The 18059-nt window shown below is 42.1% G+C and carries 20 protein-coding genes and 2 pseudogenes; 11 read left to right on the forward strand and 11 right to left on the reverse strand.

Annotated elements, in window-relative coordinates; translation table 11 throughout:
* Positions 1–38: 38 nt before the first annotated feature.
* Positions 39–1202 (forward strand): formate-dependent phosphoribosylglycinamide formyltransferase, encoded by a 1164-nt coding sequence (purT, locus tag QUD05_RS09915; protein ID WP_289795885.1) that lies wholly within the window; start codon positions 39–41, stop codon positions 1200–1202.
* Positions 1203–1316: 114 nt separating this feature from the next.
* Here the strand turns inward: purT and QUD05_RS09920 are convergent, their stop codons facing one another.
* A complete protein-coding gene (locus QUD05_RS09920; RefSeq protein ID WP_289795886.1) occupies positions 1317–1892 on the reverse strand; it encodes a TetR/AcrR family transcriptional regulator in 576 nt (191 codons plus the stop codon).
* A gap of 101 nt (positions 1893–1993) precedes the next feature.
* Here QUD05_RS09920 and QUD05_RS09925 point away from each other — a divergent pair, with 101 nt between their 5' ends.
* Positions 1994–2566: a carboxymuconolactone decarboxylase family protein gene (locus tag QUD05_RS09925; RefSeq protein WP_289795887.1), complete on the forward strand. Its 573-nt coding sequence runs from the start codon at positions 1994–1996 to the stop codon at positions 2564–2566.
* A gap of 20 nt (positions 2567–2586) precedes the next feature.
* Here QUD05_RS09925 and crtH read toward each other — a convergent pair whose 3' ends face one another.
* Positions 2587–4077 (reverse strand): carotenoid isomerase, encoded by a 1491-nt coding sequence (gene crtH / locus QUD05_RS09930; RefSeq protein WP_289795888.1) that lies wholly within the window; start codon positions 4075–4077, stop codon positions 2587–2589.
* Between the two features lie 367 nt (positions 4078–4444).
* Here crtH and upp point away from each other — a divergent pair, with 367 nt between their 5' ends.
* From upp to QUD05_RS09945, 3 genes are all read left to right on the forward strand, one after another.
* A complete protein-coding gene (upp, locus tag QUD05_RS09935; protein WP_289795889.1) occupies positions 4445–5095 on the forward strand; it encodes a uracil phosphoribosyltransferase in 651 nt (216 codons plus the stop codon).
* A 75-nt stretch (positions 5096–5170) separates the two neighbouring features.
* On the forward strand, positions 5171–5524 hold the full coding sequence (locus tag QUD05_RS09940; protein WP_289799934.1) for a ssl2009 family thylakoid membrane protein: 354 nt from the start codon (positions 5171–5173) through the stop codon (positions 5522–5524).
* Positions 5525–5652: 128 nt separating this feature from the next.
* A complete protein-coding gene (locus tag QUD05_RS09945) occupies positions 5653–5922 on the forward strand; it encodes a YggT family protein (RefSeq protein ID WP_194042243.1) in 270 nt (89 codons plus the stop codon).
* A gap of 208 nt (positions 5923–6130) precedes the next feature.
* Here the strand turns inward: QUD05_RS09945 and QUD05_RS09950 are convergent, their stop codons facing one another.
* Complete coding sequence (locus QUD05_RS09950; protein WP_289795890.1) at positions 6131–6562, reverse strand: biotin carboxylase; 432 nt, start codon at positions 6560–6562, stop codon at positions 6131–6133.
* Between the two features lie 140 nt (positions 6563–6702).
* Here QUD05_RS09950 and QUD05_RS09955 point away from each other — a divergent pair, with 140 nt between their 5' ends.
* The gene (locus QUD05_RS09955) at positions 6703–7347 is read left to right on the forward strand and encodes a hypothetical protein (protein ID WP_289795891.1); all 645 of its coding nucleotides are present in this window, start codon (positions 6703–6705) and stop codon (positions 7345–7347) included.
* 35 nt (positions 7348–7382) lie between these two features.
* Here the strand turns inward: QUD05_RS09955 and QUD05_RS09960 are convergent, their stop codons facing one another.
* Both QUD05_RS09960 and QUD05_RS09965 read right to left on the reverse strand, forming a co-directional pair.
* Positions 7383–8585 carry an alpha/beta hydrolase gene (locus QUD05_RS09960; protein ID WP_289795892.1) on the reverse strand — a complete coding sequence of 401 codons (1203 nt, stop codon included), beginning with the start codon at positions 8583–8585 and terminating at the stop codon, positions 7383–7385.
* Between the two features lie 261 nt (positions 8586–8846).
* Positions 8847–9326 (reverse strand): annotated as a pseudogene (locus tag QUD05_RS09965) (Uma2 family endonuclease); the annotation flags it as partial.
* 25 nt (positions 9327–9351) lie between these two features.
* Between QUD05_RS09965 and QUD05_RS09970 the strand changes: the two are divergent.
* Positions 9352–10043, forward strand: a protein-coding gene (locus QUD05_RS09970) for an IS1 family transposase (RefSeq protein WP_289794349.1) whose coding sequence is annotated in 2 segments (ribosomal slippage) — positions 9352–9676 and positions 9676–10043 — 693 coding nt in all. Because the reading frame shifts where the segments join, the coding sequence is not laid out codon by codon here.
* 25 nt (positions 10044–10068) lie between these two features.
* Here QUD05_RS09970 and QUD05_RS09975 read toward each other — a convergent pair.
* The 3 genes and pseudogenes from QUD05_RS09975 to QUD05_RS09985 all read right to left on the reverse strand — a co-directional run.
* Positions 10069–10257 (reverse strand): annotated as a pseudogene (locus QUD05_RS09975) (Uma2 family endonuclease); the annotation flags it as partial.
* Between the two features lie 319 nt (positions 10258–10576).
* Positions 10577–12094, reverse strand: coding sequence for a M16 family metallopeptidase (locus QUD05_RS09980; protein ID WP_289795893.1), 1518 nt, complete (start codon positions 12092–12094; stop codon positions 10577–10579).
* Between the two features lie 35 nt (positions 12095–12129).
* Entirely contained in the window at positions 12130–13686 is a 1557-nt protein-coding gene (locus QUD05_RS09985) for a M16 family metallopeptidase (protein ID WP_289795894.1), read from the reverse strand.
* Between the two features lie 304 nt (positions 13687–13990).
* On the opposite strand from QUD05_RS09985, the gene QUD05_RS09990 reads away from it, so the two are divergent.
* On the forward strand, positions 13991–14608 hold the full coding sequence (locus QUD05_RS09990; protein WP_289795895.1) for a TetR/AcrR family transcriptional regulator: 618 nt from the start codon (positions 13991–13993) through the stop codon (positions 14606–14608).
* A gap of 66 nt (positions 14609–14674) precedes the next feature.
* On the opposite strand, the gene QUD05_RS09995 is transcribed toward QUD05_RS09990, so the two are convergent.
* Entirely contained in the window at positions 14675–15115 is a 441-nt protein-coding gene (locus QUD05_RS09995) for a DUF4332 domain-containing protein (protein ID WP_289795896.1), read from the reverse strand.
* A 191-nt stretch (positions 15116–15306) separates the two neighbouring features.
* Positions 15307–16050, reverse strand: coding sequence for a class I SAM-dependent methyltransferase (locus QUD05_RS10000; RefSeq protein WP_289795897.1), 744 nt, complete (start codon positions 16048–16050; stop codon positions 15307–15309).
* Between the two features lie 197 nt (positions 16051–16247).
* Between QUD05_RS10000 and QUD05_RS10005 the strand changes: the two genes are divergently transcribed.
* Positions 16248–16466, forward strand: a complete 219-nt coding sequence (locus tag QUD05_RS10005) for a DUF29 domain-containing protein (RefSeq protein ID WP_289795898.1) — start codon at positions 16248–16250, stop codon at positions 16464–16466.
* A 157-nt stretch (positions 16467–16623) separates the two neighbouring features.
* Entirely contained in the window at positions 16624–16866 is a 243-nt protein-coding gene (locus QUD05_RS10010; protein WP_289795899.1) for a DUF29 domain-containing protein, read from the forward strand.
* A gap of 2 nt (positions 16867–16868) precedes the next feature.
* Here QUD05_RS10010 and QUD05_RS10015 read toward each other — a convergent pair whose 3' ends face one another.
* Complete coding sequence (locus QUD05_RS10015) at positions 16869–17675, reverse strand: PhzF family phenazine biosynthesis protein (RefSeq protein ID WP_289795900.1); 807 nt, start codon at positions 17673–17675, stop codon at positions 16869–16871.
* A 128-nt stretch (positions 17676–17803) separates the two neighbouring features.
* Here QUD05_RS10015 and QUD05_RS10020 point away from each other — a divergent pair, with 128 nt between their 5' ends.
* Complete coding sequence (locus QUD05_RS10020) at positions 17804–18055, forward strand: hypothetical protein (RefSeq protein ID WP_289795901.1); 252 nt, start codon at positions 17804–17806, stop codon at positions 18053–18055.
* Positions 18056–18059: the final 4 nt, after the last annotated feature.

The following is an 18059-nucleotide window of genomic DNA, read 5'->3' on the forward strand; positions in this document are numbered from 1 at the left end:
TATAAGATGATTGAATTGATCTTGACCTGGATAAGTTAATGAGTATTAAGTTGCCCCAAAAATTGATGTTGCTGGGTTCAGGAGAACTGGGCAAAGAATTTGCGATCGCTGCTCAACGTCTTGGTAATTATGTGATTGCCGTTGACCGCTACGCCAATGCTCCGGCGATGCAAGTTGCTGATGCTTATGAAGTTATTTCTATGCTCAGTGCTGATGATTTAGAAGCTGTAGTGACAAAACATCAGCCAGATATTATTATACCAGAAATTGAAGCAATCCGAACAGAAAAACTGATCGAATTTGAACAGAGAGGGATTACAGTTATTCCGACTGCGGCTGCTACGAACTATACAATGAACCGCGATAGAATTCGGGAACTGGCACATCAAGAATTGGGCATCAGAACGGCTAAATATGGTTATGCAACAACTCTAGAAGAATTGATTGCAATTTCGGATAAAATTGGCTTTCCCAATGTTGTTAAACCTGTGATGTCATCATCTGGGAAAGGTCAATCTGTAGTCCAAGATAAGAGTGAAGTTGAGAAGGCTTGGAATTATGCGATCGCTAATTCTAGAGGAGACACTCACAAAGTCATTGTAGAAGAGTTTATTAACTTTGAAATTGAAATAACTTTACTGACAATTAAACAGTGGAATGCGCCGACAATTTTCTGCTCTCCCATTGGTCATCGTCAAGAAAGAGGCGATTATCAAGAATCGTGGCAACCCGCAGAAATTTCTGAAGATAAAATATTAAAATCCCAAGAAATAGCTATAAAAGTCACTGATGCTTTAGGAGGAGCCGGAATTTTTGGCGTTGAATTTTTCATTACCAAAGATGAAGTGATTTTTTCAGAGCTTTCTCCCAGACCTCACGATACGGGAATGGTGACATTAATCTCACAAAATTTAAATGAGTTTGAACTACATTTAAGAGCTATTTTAGGCTTGCCAATTCCTCACATAGAACTGCTAGGAGCATCAGCCAGTGCAGTAATTTTAGCTTCCAAAAAATCTGATTCTATTGCTTTTAGTGGTGTAGCCGATGCTTTGTCGGAAAAAGATGTAGATATTAAATTATTCGGTAAACCTAATGCTCATCCATATCGGCGAATGGGCGTAGCTTTAGCGAAAGGTATTAATGTCCAAGAGGCTAGGAAAAAAGCTACAAAAGCTGCAAGTAAAATTCAAATCATCTAGCCCTGTTAACTAAGTTGACTTACATCTTGTAGCAGAACACCGAACAACTAGAAATCGCGACTATATAAGCGAAGTCTACCTAATTTATTTTGTGTAATTGACCATGTGTTCATGTCAATTTCCTATGTTGGCATCAATCAGAACCGAGAGCGCACTTTGAGCAAATATTGCTCCGTTCGGTGACTGTTCGATTGTTGCCATTAAGCTGGCTCCTCCAATCAGCAGAAGGTACTGTTGCGAAAAGAATTCTGGATTTTTAACGCCTGCATCAGCCGCCAAGCGCACAATAATTTGTCGAATTGACTCACGTAGGTCTACCGAAACCTGATGTGCTTTATGAGAGGTATCGGCAATTTCCAAAACAGCATTGATGAACGGACAACCCCGAAAATTGGGGCTTGAGTACCACTCACGCAACACATCAAACGTTCCTAATAAGCGTTCTTTGGGTGTAATGCCTCGCTCTGAAACTGCATCCTCAAACCAGCATAACCACTGGATAGCGCGATATTTCATCACTTCCTCGATTAATAAGTCTTTGGAAGGAAACCAACGGTAAAGCGTCCGTTTAGCAACACCTGAGACTGCAATGACTTCATTAATACCGACATGCTGAATACCCTTCTGGTAGAAGAGTTCAGAAGCCGTTTCCAGGATTTGTTGCCGAGCGTGACTTGATTCAGTAGTCATAGTTAAATGAGTAGACAAGCTTGTCTCCTTTGAAATACAATAGCACCAACTTTTAGTAGACAAACTTGTCTACTTTTTTTGTACATTTGAGGCAACAACCAATGGAATTTACCATTTACACGATTGATACCGCGCCTGAAGACTCTAAAGCAGCATTAGTTCACGCACAACAAACGTTTGGGTTTATTCCAAATTTAGAGGGAGTTTTCGCCCAAGCACCTGCATTACTCAAAGGTTCGATGGCACTATGGGATTTGTTTGCTACGACAAGTTTCAGCCCAATTGAACAGCAAATCATTTATTTGACTGTGAATTATGAACACGAGTGTCACTACTGCATGGCAGCCCACTCCGGCTTGGCAAAGATTATGGGTATGAAGAGTGAAGATATTCAAGCACTACGTGATAATACACCACTCAAAGAGCCAAAATTGCAAGCACTACGCCGTTTTACGCAACGAATGATTCAAGCACGGGGTTGGGTTGAAGATGCTGAAATTCAGGAATTTTTAGCAGTTGGTTATGATAAGCAACAAGTACTAGAAGTCATTCTGGGCATAGCAATTAAAGTGATGCACAACTACACAAACCACATTGCTAAAACGCCTCTTGATAAACCATTTCAGCCATACATCTGGTCAAAGCCTGGAATCGAGAGCGTCAATAGCATTTGACAAAATTGTAAAGGGGTACTTCACAATCCTAAATCTACGGCAATGCGGTGGGCGCAAGCAAACCCAGAAAAAGCGACTGCATTCAAACCTTGACCCGGAAAAGTACTATCGCCTACACAATAAAGTCCTGGAATCGCTGTGCGATTAAAGGGCATATTCAATAATCCCCACAACTTACGCCGGGGCATTGGCCCATAAGTGCCATCTTCACGACCCAAAAAGCGGCGATGGGTGCGCGGTGTCCCCACTTCTAAATAATCCAATCCAGTATCTAAGCCTGGAAAAATCTTCTCTAGGCGGTCAATAATTCGCCAAGCCGCCTCTTCTTTCTTCGCTTCGTACTCACTCGGAGAAAGTTTTTGCCAATCATCAATCCAGTGAGGTGTGAAGGCATGAATGATGTGATATCCATTTGGTGCTAAATCTGGGTCAAGCAATGTGGGAATCGAAACGAAAACTGTCCCTTCGGCTGCTGTCATCTTTTCCCAGTCTTCCAGCAAAATATGGTGACACTCTGTCCCCGCGGGTAAAACTGACTCCTTTACCCCGATGTGCAAACTCAAGAAACTTGGAGATTTTTGGTAGTTTTGTTGCCATTTTTTCTCATTATAGGGCATTGCTTCTACTGGTAGTAATTGTGTAAATGTGTCCCAGCGAGTAGCATTAGAAACTATGCGTTTACCCCGATATACTTTACCATTAGCCAGTTGCACACCTACCGCTTTTCCCTGTTCTGTAAGAATTTTGGTGACTCTAGCTTGGTACTGAATCTGACCTCCAGCCTTTTCTAGACCTTCCACTAGTTTTTGGGCAATTTGTCCGACTCCGCCTTTGGGATAGTTAACTCCGCCATAATGCCTGTCAGAAAAGACCATTCCAGCATTAATCATTGGTGTCATGTCTGATGGAACCACCGACCAGCAATAACATTCCATATCGATAAATTTCAATAATTGCGGGTCTTTGATGTAACGCCGCGCCACATCCCCGGCATTTTGGGGCAGATACTTAGCTAAACCGAGACACGCCAAAGGATGCTGGAAAAATACGCGCAGTAAATACCGAGGTTCTTCCAGTGACAGCAAATCCATACTGTTGAGGCACTTGAAGACTTTTTGACATTCGTCATAAAAGCGACGAATCCCTTGTTCTTCATGGGGAAAATGAGCAATAAGATTTTGCAAAAATTTTTCATAAACTCGATCAACCTTCAGGTCTAAACCTTGGGGTAGATGATAGTGAATCTGTACCGGATCTGCGATCGCTTCTTGGCTGACATTTACACTTGATAATGCACGGGTGAGTAAGTTGGTTGTACCGTTCTGTCCCAGCCCAAAAATCATTGATGCGCCAACATCGAATCGATAGCCTTGGCGCTCAAAATAACCAGCACTACCGCCTGGAATCAAATAACGTTCCAGTACCAGCACTTTTGCTCCCTTCGCCGCTAATTGTGTCGCAGTGACTAATCCGCCAATCCCAGACCCAATTACGATTGCGTCAATTGTCATTTGTCATTTGTCCTTTGTCATTTGTACTGAGCGTATCGCTAAAGCGAAAGCTGCGCGAACGTAGAGAACTATTTGTCCTTTGTCTAGAGTCAATCGATATTTAATTTAACTAATGACAAATGACCAATGACTAATCAAAAAAAAGAGGGACGAGCCTGCTACTGCTGGCTAATCCCGTCTGCCGATCCTTAAAAGAGAGGAGAACACTTTATAAGAATATAGCCTTGATTGAGAATTAATGTCAACTACTAATGAAAATTTTTATCAATAAAATTGAGATTGTTAATTTTAAGCTGTCAGCCGGATGCAGGAAAGAGTATTATGGTGTTTCAGTTCTTATACAATAAAAAGGCGCCTATTTCTGGCTATGACGCTACAATTGCGCGTTTATGTTCCACCCCATCCCCTGATCAAGCACTGGCTAGCAGTTGCCCGTGATGCAGGCACGCCTTCAGTATTGTTCCGCAGTGCCATGACTGAGTTGGGAAGATGGCTGACTTATGAAGCTGCACGAGACTGGTTGCCGACTCAAGAAACAGCAGTACAGAGTCCCTTAGATACCTGTCCAGCAACGGTGATTGATCCGCAAGTGCCTATGGCAGTAGTGCCGATTTTGCGGGCTGGGCTAGGATTACTAGAGGGAGCGCAGACTTTACTGCCTTTAGCATCGATTTACCACCTTGGCTTGGCGCGAGATGAAGAGACACTGCAACCTCATTGTTATCTGAACAAGTTACCAGAAAAATTTGACCCCCAAACACGAGTGTTAGTTACCGATCCAATGTTGGCAACCGGAGGGTCAATGATGGCGGCAATGGCAGAATTGACACAACGGGGTGCTGACCCAGCCCTGACGCGGATTGTTTGTGTAGTAGCGGCTCCACCAGCTTTACAAAAATTGAGTGAAGCTTATCCAGGTTTAATAATTTACACCGCTACTATTGACGAAAAACTGGACAGCAAGGGATATATTGTACCGGGATTGGGAGATGCAGGCGATCGCATCTTTGGGACTTAAGCTAGTATGCAGCTAGGGCAGGTAAATAGCATAACTACTGTAAAAGTTGCAAGGTTTGTTGAAGGCGGTAAAGATATGAGTCAGCGAGATGGTTTTGGCAGTGGTTTTGTAGCAGGGGCGTTTGTTGGTGGCATATTTGGCGGTGTTATCGGGGCGCTGATTGCTTCTCGACGCGATGCAGAATTGCTAATAGAAGAGGAGACAGAACTGACAGATAGTCAAGCCGAAGCTAAGAAAATAGCAGCAAAGCGGCGTCAGATGAAAGCCTCAGAAAGCGAAAGCATCGGCATAGAAACGGCCAGGCGATCGCTAGAAGATAAAATTGCCCAGCTAAATGCCACAATTGATGAAGTGCGAAAGCAACTGGGAAATGTTAATAGCAGTTCACCCCAACCAACCAATGACCGCTCCCTCACTAAAGACTCCTGAAGTTTGTTCAGGCGTGGTGAAAGTGTCAAGTGTGGTAAACGTGAAATCCGCAAACATTTTGACTTGGACTAAATTAAAATTAAAAGANTAAGACCGCATTTGACACCTAGTAGGAAACAAAGCTATCCATGAGTTTACTGATTACGACACTAATTACCTTTGTCAGCTTTTATAGCTATTTGCTAATTATCCGGGTTTTGCTAACCTGGTTCCCGACAATCAACTGGTATAACCAGCCATTTGCCGCTTTAGCCCAGATAACCGATCCTTATCTGAATCTATTCCGCTCAATTATTCCCCCATTGGGCGGTATGGATTTTTCGCCGATCTTAGCTTTCTTAGCACTCAATCTAGTTAGTGGGCTTCTGAGTGCCATTCCAGCTAGCCTGCCCTTATAGAAAGATTTTGATTACTACTTTGGTAAAAAATTCAGTAGAGACGTTAAGTATACAAGCGTCTCTACGATTTTTTACGAATTACTAATTAACCCAAGTTGCTAGTTATCAAAAAATACCATTATGCGACACTAACTAGCAACTTACGTTAATTACCTACCTGTTTCTCGCTTTTGGCGAATACTACGAATTACGAATTACGAATTACGAATTACTTACGCACTTGACCGCTAAACCCCGCAGCCTTGAATTGCTTCAGCTTCAACGGAGTAGGCTGATTTGCCGGTACAGAAATTCTCAATTCAAAATCGCTAATACCTGGTGGCACCTCGGTAATAGAGCCTAAGCGAGTGCGGTTTTGCATTACCGAGTCATTATTTGCATCATAAATGCGTCCAAAAATATCTGCGTCGTAGACTGTTTTATTAGTGCCATTTTCTGCCTTGCCAACGACAAGAAAACAATTGGCGGCAGCACTACCGCTACTGATAACAGCCCCTTCTGCTAGTTCTGGTGGACAATCTTTATAAGAGACATCAAATAGTTTAATCTGTGTCAGGGCTACAGCTGGGGGAATAATCACCCACGATAGAAGGGTAATGAGACATGAAATCAAAACGACCGTGAGTGAACGCAACCGCATAAAAGACCCCGTGAGTTAATTTAGCAAACAATATTTAACTTACAACCTCAGCTTACCTGAATTTAACTACAGGGTGATTGGAGACTTGAATTTAACATTTGTAATAATTAGGGGAATAACCCCTCAATTGCTATGAACTTATGACTCCAGATGAGATTGAAGTAGCTATGTTCGCAGCCTTTAATGATTGTGATGCAGCAAGCTGTCCTCTCACTGACACGCAGAAACAGATATTACTGCAAGTGGTTGAGCAAATTCAGGGAAATTCTACCTCTGGGAAGTCAAATATTGCTAATCCTTTAGACGAACTTACCTCAGAGGAGTTAGAAGCATTTTTACAATTTGTTAAGGATGAAGAACAACGCAACCGCACTTGGAAAGTGCAATTACTCAACGACTGGTTGCTGGAAAATGACTCTGGGACGGTACAATTTATTCGTCAACGCTATGGTTTACAGTGGTTGAATCGGGTTGAGTCATATCATTTTGACAAGTATTCTTATTTTGAGGATGCACTGAAGTTAAGAGTAGGCGATCGCATTGAAGTTTCCAATGCACTATGGGAATGGGTGCAAAAAGATGGGCCTTGTAAGCGGGAATGGTTTCCCTGTATGGTGATTAAGGTCGAGGAAATTAGCGATGTCTACGACGGGCGTAGATGCAGCGATGATTCCTCTACTAATTGCGTCGTCCGCTTCTTTAACGGCGCTGAGTATGAAATTCAAGGTATGTATGAATGGAATCGCTACAATTGGCGCTGGCTCAAAAGGAGTAAGGAGTGTTGAGTTTTTAATACTTGTGAATGAGTCTGCGAATCAAATCATTGCCTGAACAACGCCCAAGCCAAAAACCTCTCAGTATAATACAACGCTAATTGATTGCTCACACCGTTGAAAACAGCATCAAAAGCGTGTTCTGCCCAAGGAATTTCTAGAAAAACCGCAGTGTTGCCAGAGTCATGTAAACGTTCATACATCTGTCTGCCAAATCGGGCTTGCACCAAATGGTCGCGACTGCCGTAAATTAATAAAGTTGGCGGTAAAAGGTGGGTTAGGTAATTTATCGGTGAAGCAATTTCATACCGATTAGGCAATTCTTCTAAAGAACCACCAAGAAATGCTTTTAAAACAGCGCGAGAATTTATAGGATCGGGATTTGGTGGTGTTTTATATCCTTCAGTTAAGTTAACAGGCCCGTAATAGTTCACCACAGCACGAATGGGTGGTGCATCGGGTTGGTAAGCCGCTAGCATTGCTAAATGTGCCCCAGCAGAACGTCCTAAAAGTACCATACGTTCTGAATCGGCTTCATATTCAGCTGCATGTTTGCGAATAAAATTTAGGGCTGTACGCACATCATCTAATTGAGATGGAAACTGATATTGAGGTGCGTGTCGATAGTCGATCGCAAATACCGTATATCCATGATTAGCAATATATTGATTAAACTCAGAATTGGCATGAGTATTGCCATATTGCCAAGCTCCACCATAAATTACTACCACTGCTGGATATTTGCCTACTTTTGAGGGTTGGTAAACTTCCATTTTTAAAGGTACTCCCCCAGGAGAAGCAAAGAGAATATCTTTTTGATGACGCGTTTTCCCTAATGGAATACCCCAGAAGAAATTAACTAAGTCAAAGGGATGGGTTTGCATTTTAGCCCTTACTTGAACGGGAATTTGCTCTAGATAATTTGCTCCCAGCCCTTGTTTCATAGCTTTAGCCATCTGCATTTGAGTTGGTGGGATATTTACTAGCACCCATCCACAAATTAGCAATCCGATTAAACTGAAAATGCAAATTAAACGCTGTAATTTACGGCGACGGATATAGAATAAAGACAGCAATAAAAAGAGCAAATTTAATAATAATAACCAAGGACTGACTTCTGGCGCTCCTACTGCTAGTGTGAGTAAAAACATGTTTGTAGCAGGAAGAATAATCCAAGCACTAAGAAATAGACTTGCAAAACTTAGTAATAATGCAAGCGATGATAAAAATATTTTGGGTTTAACAAACATAGATTAAAATGCGGTAATCATAACTTAAAATAAGTACAATTTATCCGCTAATTCTAAGGTTGGCAATAGTTATACAGCAGAATTCAGTATTCAGGAGTCAGAATTCATAATTCAGGGTATTTCAAGACGCGATAAATCTCGTCTCTACATCTGGGTTTTGGGTTATACAAATGTATTTATTTATGCTTTACGGTAGGCTAGATTATGTACTTCGCTAACTTGAAATCTGCTGCGTGTTGTGAATTATGGTGATAGTAGAAGTTATTGCTGTTGTATCTGTTTTTGTACCCAAAGACGAAAAGCTTTGAGCGTTGCATTTCTGCCTGCTGTTGTACTTTGCTCTAGATATTGGGGAATTGCTTCAATTAGTGAGAATAGAGGAAAATTTAAGCTTTTTTGAGATTCTACATAATGTCCCTCTTGCAAAACATTAATTTTGAGTTTTCCTCGATCAAAATGCCAAAGTTCAGGCACTTTTAGAGCTTCATAAATATTAGGATGAGTGCGAGAAGTAATATCAATTTCTAGAGCTAAATCTGGAGGAGGATCTACTGTTAAATCTAGCCGCTTCTTGCCGCGAATCTTAGATTCATTTTTTATATAGAAACACTGATCGGGTTCTATACCTTGAGCCATTGCTTGGTTTTTGAAAGTGGTAGAACCAAGGCATCTAAACTCAATGTCTAATTCTTCCAAAAGAGCTTTGACTAAATCACCAATAATTTCTGGCGTTGCATAATGGCGGTATGAATTGAGGTAAAACTGGATGGAATGTCCGCGTTGTGGGTCGTCTCATATCCGTAAGAACGGAAATAAAAGAGGTAAACAGAATCACATTTGCTGTAATTGCGATCGCCAATTTATTGATCGGTACGAACCACCTCAAGGATACAGTGATGAAGTGAAACGGGAATGCCTGAAAATGTACGTTAATGGTATGGGATTTCGTGGCATTGAACGGGTCAAAGGTGTGCATCACACGACATTGATTACTTGGGTAAAACTTGTAGGAGAACTGCTACCTGATGTTTATGATCCAGAGACAATTCCAGAAGTTGGCGAACTCGATGAACTAGAAACGTTCGTCGGCTCAAAAAAAACAAAGTTTGGCTTTGGACAGCAGTGAACCACTTCACACAAGGTATTTTAGCGTGGGTTTTGGGCGACCATAGCGCCGAAACTTTTCGACCGTTATGGGATATTGTAGGTACTTGGCAGTGCTATTTCTATGTCACGGATGGATGGTTGGTCTATCCAGGCTTTATTCCAGAGGGCGACCAGATTGTGAGCAAGACTTACATGACACGAGTTGAGGGGGAAAACACCCGGTTGCGCCACTATCTCGCTCGATTGCATCGAAAAACGCTATGTTATTCCAAATCAGCACAAATGCTGAAATACTCGATTCGATTGCTACTTCACTATCTCAAGTTTTGGGATGTTCCAGTTTCAGTATGATTCATACCGCCATTATGCAACGCCTAATTTCTTTGTCATATTCATGTTCTGGCAGTGATGCCATAATCTCCAGTATTCCCCTATCATAAGCAATTCGTGCTGCTCGGTGTTCCCCTAAATCTTCTAGAATTGCTTCCAATTCCTGCCAGGTTACATCTCGCAGTAGCACTCTTTGTCCTGGTGGAACATGGATGCGCTTTAATTCCAACAACATCATCTCCACTCCCAGTAGTTGAAACCTAAATTTAGCTTACTCTAGTTGACTAATTCGCTGCGACAATTTTTGTTGCTTCATAGAAGTATGCTGGAGCGATCGCTGTTATAAAGATGAATAGAGTAAAGAAAAAACCTCTGGAGTTCCCAGAGGTTTTGGTTCCTGATTTAGTTTCTACTTGTTACTCCAATTTGTCCTTAGTCATTTCCCGATAATGGAGAAAATTATTTGAACAACAATATCCCCGACTTCTTAGAGAAGTCGGGGATCTGAGCCTTGCGATTTTATTTGGATATTGAGTGTCTACCCATCTACGCTATTAATTCTTTGCCTGTGGCTGAGAACCAGGAATCGTTACATCAATTGGTGTCACCTGTTTAGCTAACTGTGTCAATGGCGGTTGAATGGCCGTTTGATTCCCCACTACTAAAGTCACAATCTTTTCTGGCTTGAGATATTCTCGTGCTACCCGTTGGACATCGGCTGCTGTGGTGGCGGCGACGGCTTTTTGATAGCGAAAGAGAAAATCAGCAGGATAGCCGAAATATTCGTATCGCATCAACCGTGATAAGGTTTGGCTGGGATCTTGAAAGTTGAACACAAAGGAGTTGAGTGTAGACTCTTTGGCATAAGCCAGTTCTTTTGCAGTCACTCTTTGAGTTTGGGTGCGCTTGATTTCAGCTTGTAAGGCTTTGACAAACTGGACGGTAGCATCCGATCGCGTCTGTCCACCAGCGATAAATATGCCAGGATAATCGAAACGGGGACTCCACTGGCCATATACAGAGTAAGCTAAACCTTGACGCGATCGCAATTCATTAAATAAGCGTCCACCAAATCCATTTAACACTCCATTTAATACATCCAGCGCTGCATAATCTGGATTGTCGAAACGTCCGCCCAAATGCCCGATAAGTACACTACTTTGGGTTAATTGTGGCTGATTGACAAAAAAGACTCCACCTGTATTAGCTGGTAAAACCTTTGGTAATGTGGGTTTAGCAATACCTGGGTTACGCTGCCAATCGGCAAACTTAGCTTGAATGAGCGATCGCATTTTCTTAGCATCAAAATCACCCACAATCCCCAAAATCATATTATTGGGATGGAAATATTGCTGATAAAACTTGAGCAAATCTTCACGCTCAACTTTATCTACCGTTGCATACTCTGTAGTGCGAGCATAAGGGCTATCTTTCCCATAGATTAATTTTTTAAATTCCCGACTAGCAATCCCATCTGGATTGTCATTACGACGGGCAATGCCACCTTTGGCTTGAGTTTTCGCCAAGTCTAACTTTTCTTGAGCAAATACAGGCGATCGCAGTACCTCAGCAAACAGCCCAAACACTGTTTCTAAATCTTCACTGAGGGCGTCAAAGCTAGCACTACCAGAAGCTTCACCAATACCAACTTCCACAGATGCTGCCCGTTGTTCCAATATTTCGTTGAGTTCATCAGACGAATGGTTCTTAGTTCCTCCAGTTCGCATTACTGCGCCTGTAAAACCAGCCAACCCAACTTTTTCCATTGGTTCCAAGCGATTCCCTGTTCGTACAAACGCTGTACCATTCACCAACGGTAACTCGTGATCTTCCATTAAATAGACAACCAAGCCATTTTGCAGCACAAACCGCTCATACTTGGGTAACTTAATCTCAGGTAGCGGTGGTAGCTGCAATTCTGTGTAATGTTTCGCCTCAGCTGTCGCCGCCAGAGAAAAATTACAAGTTAAAAGTAAGCACGCAAAAACAGCAACCAAAGCATAAATCAGCCCTTTCCTATTTTGAATTTTCAACGCTATCTGCCTTTTACCCTTCAACTTGTACTTCTGCATATCTATTTTCCTGTGCGCCCTTTGCGGTTTGTTTTTCATGGTGATTTCGACAACAGCTTCCCAATCGTGCGATTTTTCGGCGTAAAAGTCTCTTTTGCCACTCGCACAATATCAGCCGTCGTCACCGCTGAAATGTCATCCAACTGCTTAAACAAATTGCGCCAAGAGCCAGTTTTCACCTCATATTCCAACAATTGTTGCGCCATACCCATATTGGAATCGAGAGTACGTAACAAACCTGCCCGTGCTTGGGTTTTCACTCGTTGCAAATCAGCCGCCGCTACAGGCTCAGTTTTTAATTTGTCAATTTCTTGACGTAAAGCCACCGCCAACTCATCAACTGTATGACCAGGAGCTGTGAGAGCATAGAAAAAGATCAGGTTTGGGTACTTATCTCCAGGAAATCCACTGTAACCTTGAGCATTTAGCGCCAAACGTTGCTTTTCTACCAAAGACTTATATAGCCGCGATGTGCGCCCATCACTTAATAAACTGCCAATGATTTCATAGACGGCATTATCTGGATGAGTAATCGCCGGACGGTGATAACCTTCTAAATACCAAGGTTGAGAAGGTAGCTGTAAAGTAACTTCCCGTGTTTGTTGTTGTGGTGGTTCCACCGGAATTTGTTCAACAGCTTTGGTTTTGGCTTGAAAGCGGCCAAAATAAGTTTGCGCCAGTTTTTTCACCTGAGTGGGATTGACATCTCCGACAATAGCAATGGTCAAATTACTTGGTACGTAGTGAGTATCAAAAAACTTTTGGACATCTTCTGGTGTCAGATTGCGGATATCTTCGTCATAACCAATCACCGGACGCCTGTAAGGATGAGCTTTGTAAGCAGCATCAATAAACTTTTCCACCATCTGTCCAATGGGTGAATTTTCCACCCGCATCCGTCGTTCTTCTAAAATTACATCTTTCTCTTTATAAAACTCACGACGAATTACCGGATCGAGAAATCGCTCCGACTCCAACGACATCCAAAGTTCTAGCTTATTGGCAGGAAAGCTGTACAAATAACGGGTAGCTTCAGTTGAAGTATTGGCATTTAAACCCACGCCTCCTGCTTGTTCGACAATTTGTCCCAATTCATTTTGCTTGACTAGCTTGCTAGCTTGCAATTCCACTTGTTTAAACTCAGTTTCTAACCGAGCAACCTCAGCTTTTTTGCCATCGGCTTTCGCTGTTTTAATTTGAGCATTCAACTGCTCTAAGGTATCTAGTAGCGGTTTTTCTTTTTTGTAGTCTTGTGTACCAATGCGGGTTGTGCCTTTAAACGCCAAATGTTCCAAAAAGTGAGCTACACCAGTTTTGCCATCTGGCTCATCTACACCACCCACATTCGCATAAGTCAGAAAAGAAACTACGGGCGCTTGATGTCGTTCCAAAACAATGAATTTCAAACCATTGTCGAGGCGAAACTCCGTTAACTGCTTAATAACTCGATCGAGATAAGGTTGGATTGAAGTTTGAACTGGCGGGGTTTGAGTTTTAGTTTCTTGAGGAGGAGGCGCTGTCTGAGTTTGAGCTAGAGCAACTTCTGGCAGCAATCCCCACGAGAAGATAATTAAAGTCAAGATAATGACCAATAACCGCCCCAATCTGACAGATACTCGATCCGATCAATCCAAAATCGTTCGACTGAGCGAAGTCGTACCCCTTCGGGGAAGCAAGCTACGCGTAGCGTTCCGCAGGAAAGTCCCCAATTTAAAATCTAAAATTGACCGACTGCTCTGGTTCATAAGCGAGAAGTAAGATAAAGTTACATTACCTAAATAACAGGATACTTAGCAAAAGAGCGTTAATCTTGTATTAAGCTTTCAGTGGCTCTTTGCACTTGACGTTAGACAATAATGCTACAAGTCTTGTTACGGATATCTAACCATAACTTTTATGCGAGTTTTTAATTCTTCCCCACCTTCAGAGGCTCAGACGCGCACCCGGATTTTAGAGGCAGCACAACGGTTGTTTGCTTCTAAGGGATTTGACGGTACTACCACCCGTGACTTAGCACAAGCGGCAGGTGTAGCTGAAGGTACTCTATTTCGTCATTTTCCGAATAAAAAAGCAATTTTGGTGGAAGTAGCCACGAGTGGCTGGGTAGAGATTTTGACAGATTTGCTCACAGAATTAAGTGAAATGGGCAGCTATAAAGCCGTCGCTCAGGTAATGCGCCGCCGGATGTGGAATTTCCAAAAAAATGCCGATTTGATGCGTGTTTGTTTTATGGAGGTGCAATTTCACCCCGATTTGCGCGATCGCATTCAATTAGAAGTCATTACCAAAATGACTGATGTGGGTGAAGCATTCTTTCAAACAGCGATGGATAAAGGCATTTATCGTCAAGGGGACGCGAAGCTAGTTGCGAAAGTTTTTTTAGGAATGTTTGCGATCGCAGGTTTTTCTAACAACACCCTCATCGAACCTGACGCCTCTCCCCAACAAATGCAGGAAATGGCGGAAGGACTCGCTGATATCTTTCTTAATGGTGTCTTGGTTAAAGAGTTATGAGTTATGAATTATGAATTATGAGTTTTAACTCCTAACTTTTAACTTCTAACTCCTCACTCCTAACTCCTAACTAATGATTGCTTTAGCTTGCTGACTCCACTGTTGTACTAGCTCAATTGCTGGACACAAATCTCGGCGCTGCATTGTTGCTACCTGCAAGCGCATAATTTGTTGGTGCAATCTGTGAGTGGGAGTTTGAGCTAACTGCACTACAGAACCAATACCTGCATGAAGCAATAAACCACAATATTGTGTCCCGACACTGGGAATACGTGCCAAGTCAGCTAAAGCCATCCATTTATTTACATACTGAAGATGAATCTGTAGTTTATTTGCTAACGCTAGTCTTGACTCTAGAGTTTTCCCTTGTTTGACTAAGGTTACTGTGCTAGTAATCCCACAATTTTGCAGTTGAGATTGTTCTTCGTGGCTCAGTCCAGGTAATTCCTCAATTGGCCAATCACGAGATTGGATAGTAGTTCTACTATCTTTGTATTTAGCAGACATTTTTGAAATAAAAATATAGGCTTGTTTAAATATTGTGACAGTTGTTTATTCGTAAAATTACGCTTTTGCGGTTTAGTGTTTGTATTGACGTGCAATTTTAACTCAATCTTCTGCAATATGATTGTTTGCCCTAACAAACATTAGATATCTTGCAAAACTCCCTAACAGCCTCTAACCAACTGCATTGACAGCTATTTTAGGCAGGTAATGCCGATCATATCGGGATAGTCAATGTAATCCTGCCAGAACTCGGAGCCAAATTTCTGTATGCCTTTGGGGGAGACTTTTGGATGATGCCAGCGGATCTCTTTAAAACCAGCACTCATCAAGGCCCATTCATAAGTCGCTTGGCTAAGGTAGTAGTTATCAATACTAATAGACTCACCGTCATCAGGAATGCTCAATGTTAAGGTTATGGGAGTACCTTCCTGGAGCGACTGGGCACATTTCCTATAAATGCCATATTTCTCATGTTTGTTATAAAATTCTGGAAGCAGTTCTAAATTATTATTCAAACTGACGAATCTACCACCAGGTTTCAGATGAATTGCTATGGACTGACACATTTTGAGTAGTTGCTCTTTAGTTGAAGCGCAATTCAGCAAGTAGGAGACTACCACAAGATCGAAGCTGCCAATAGAACCAATTTCCATGACATCACCGATGATATATTCAATATCAAGTGGAACAGAGGCTTCTTCAAGTCTTGCCAATTTGATCATTTCTGAGGAAATATCTACACCAACCAAACGTGCAGCGCCATTCTGTTTGAGCAATCGTGTGAAAAATCCTTCTCCACAAGCTAGATCGAGGATTGATTTCCCGGCAACATCTCCGATTAAATTTAAGTATGTATATGCCTCACCATACAAGCGATAAGGCAATTTGTTAAGTTTTTGAAACTGGAGAGCGATGTTATCAAACACGGTTGCCATTTTTTCAACTCACTTACAAGTTTTTTATTAAAGGATATCTGAAAAGTTAAATTCTACGCCTGCCACCTCAACATCAACAGTTCAAGATAAGCGCGTTACGGCTTGTATGGCTAAAAAGATGCGATCGTTTTGTTGAAGTTAAAATGGGTGTAAAGTATCTCCAACTTAGCTAGTATACGCTAGATTGCAAAAAGCTCATGACCCAGATTCCGAAAAGTGCAGCCCAGTTGTATGAAACAGACTTTGCAGCATGGACAGAAAAAACTGTACAACTCATTCGTGCTGGACAATTTAGAGAAGTAGACTGGAATGCTGTGATTGAGGAAATTGAAAGCTTGGGACGGTCAGAACGACGAGAATTGAAAAGCCGTTTGGAAGTATTATTACAGCATTTGCTCAAGTGGCAATATCAATAGACCTCTTGCAAAAATATGTTTTTGCACTCTTAGGGAAAAGGGTAAAGGTTAAAGGGAAAGGATTTTGAGTTTTTTTACCCTTTTCCCCCGCCCCTTATCCCCAGAGGGGGCCCCACCTTCCCCTTTACCCCGACTTTTGCAAGAAGTCTAATCTAGTTTGCGGAGTGGCTCTTGGCGAAATACGATTGATGAGCAGCGCCACAAAATTGCAGATTTACTGCAAGAGAGTCTCAGCCTCAAATCTTATCCAGAAGAAGTTTTAGCCCAGTGCTATTATCGGGGATTGAAAGCTGCTAGTAATGAAACTGAACTACCAATAAATACGTTTCCAGTGGAATGTCCTTATTCCATTGCCCAAGTTCTTGATAGTGAGTTTTTGCCAGATACTATTGATTTGTAATATTAGGTTGATGCGGTAAATAACTCACCTCGCAGCACAGTTACCGCTTGTCCAGCGAGAAAGACGTGATCGCCTCCGTCATAATACACCTTCACCACGCCACCGCGACTAGATGCTTGATAAGCCAAATACTCATTTTTGTGCAAGCGATCGCGCCAGAACCAAGCGAGACAGCAATGAGCCGCTCCTGTAACTGGGTCTTCATTAATACCTAATCCCGGTGCAAAGAAGCGAGAGACGAAATCATATTCAGAATCAGAGTCAGTGAGGCTGGTGACAATGACATCAGAAACAGGCAACGTTTTGAGTAGTTGAAAATTAGGCTGTATTTGCCGCACCAATTCTTCAGATTCCAATTCCACTAGATAACCTAGTGAATTCTGCAAGACAGATTTGTAGGGTACACCCAAAGCTTGCTTGAGTTCTGGAGGGACGACTGTTGCTTGGGAGTGATTTATAGGAAAATCTAACTCAATCCACTCACCTTGCAGCTTTGCAGTCAGCACTCCACTTTTGGTATAAAAACGTGCAACTTTATCAGGTGACAAATGTCCTTCTGACCAAAGTACATGGGCACTAGCTAAAGTTGCATGACCACAAAGCGGCACTTCCACTGTGGGCGTAAACCAACGCAGATTAAAGCCATCATCCTGTCTGACTAAAAAAGCTGTTTCAGATAAATTCATCTCCTGCGCCACGTTTTGCATCCAGCGCTCATCTTGGAGAGTAGGCAAAACACAGACAGCAGCAGGATTACCTGCAAAAGGTGTATTGGTAAAAGCATCAACCTGAGTAATGATTTGTCCCATTAGAATCACCTTGAAAGTTAGACAGCAATATATTGTTGGTCTGTAGGGGCACAGCGTGCTTGTTTAATCAGAACCACTATATACAGTACCTTAGAAATTAGGAATACAATCTCCAAAAACTAGAGTCAATGTTAAAGCAAACCGAAAACGTGAGGATAAAAATCTTTAGAAGCATCTTTGCTGCTGTCAACTTAGCGCTAATTTCTGGAGGATTAGTTAGTTGTGTTATTGAAGCCCCGCAGCCACCTGCACCAACTGAGCAACAAAAACCAGTCGTACAACCTAACCAAAACGACAGAGATGACGACAAAGATGACGACGACAAAGATGGCGATCGCAAAAATGATAAAAAAGATGACGATAAAGACGATAACGACTAAATAA

The sequence above is a fragment of the Nostoc sp. GT001 genome, from assembly GCF_030382115.1.
Classification (GTDB): Bacteria; Cyanobacteriota; Cyanobacteriia; order Cyanobacteriales; family Nostocaceae; genus Nostoc.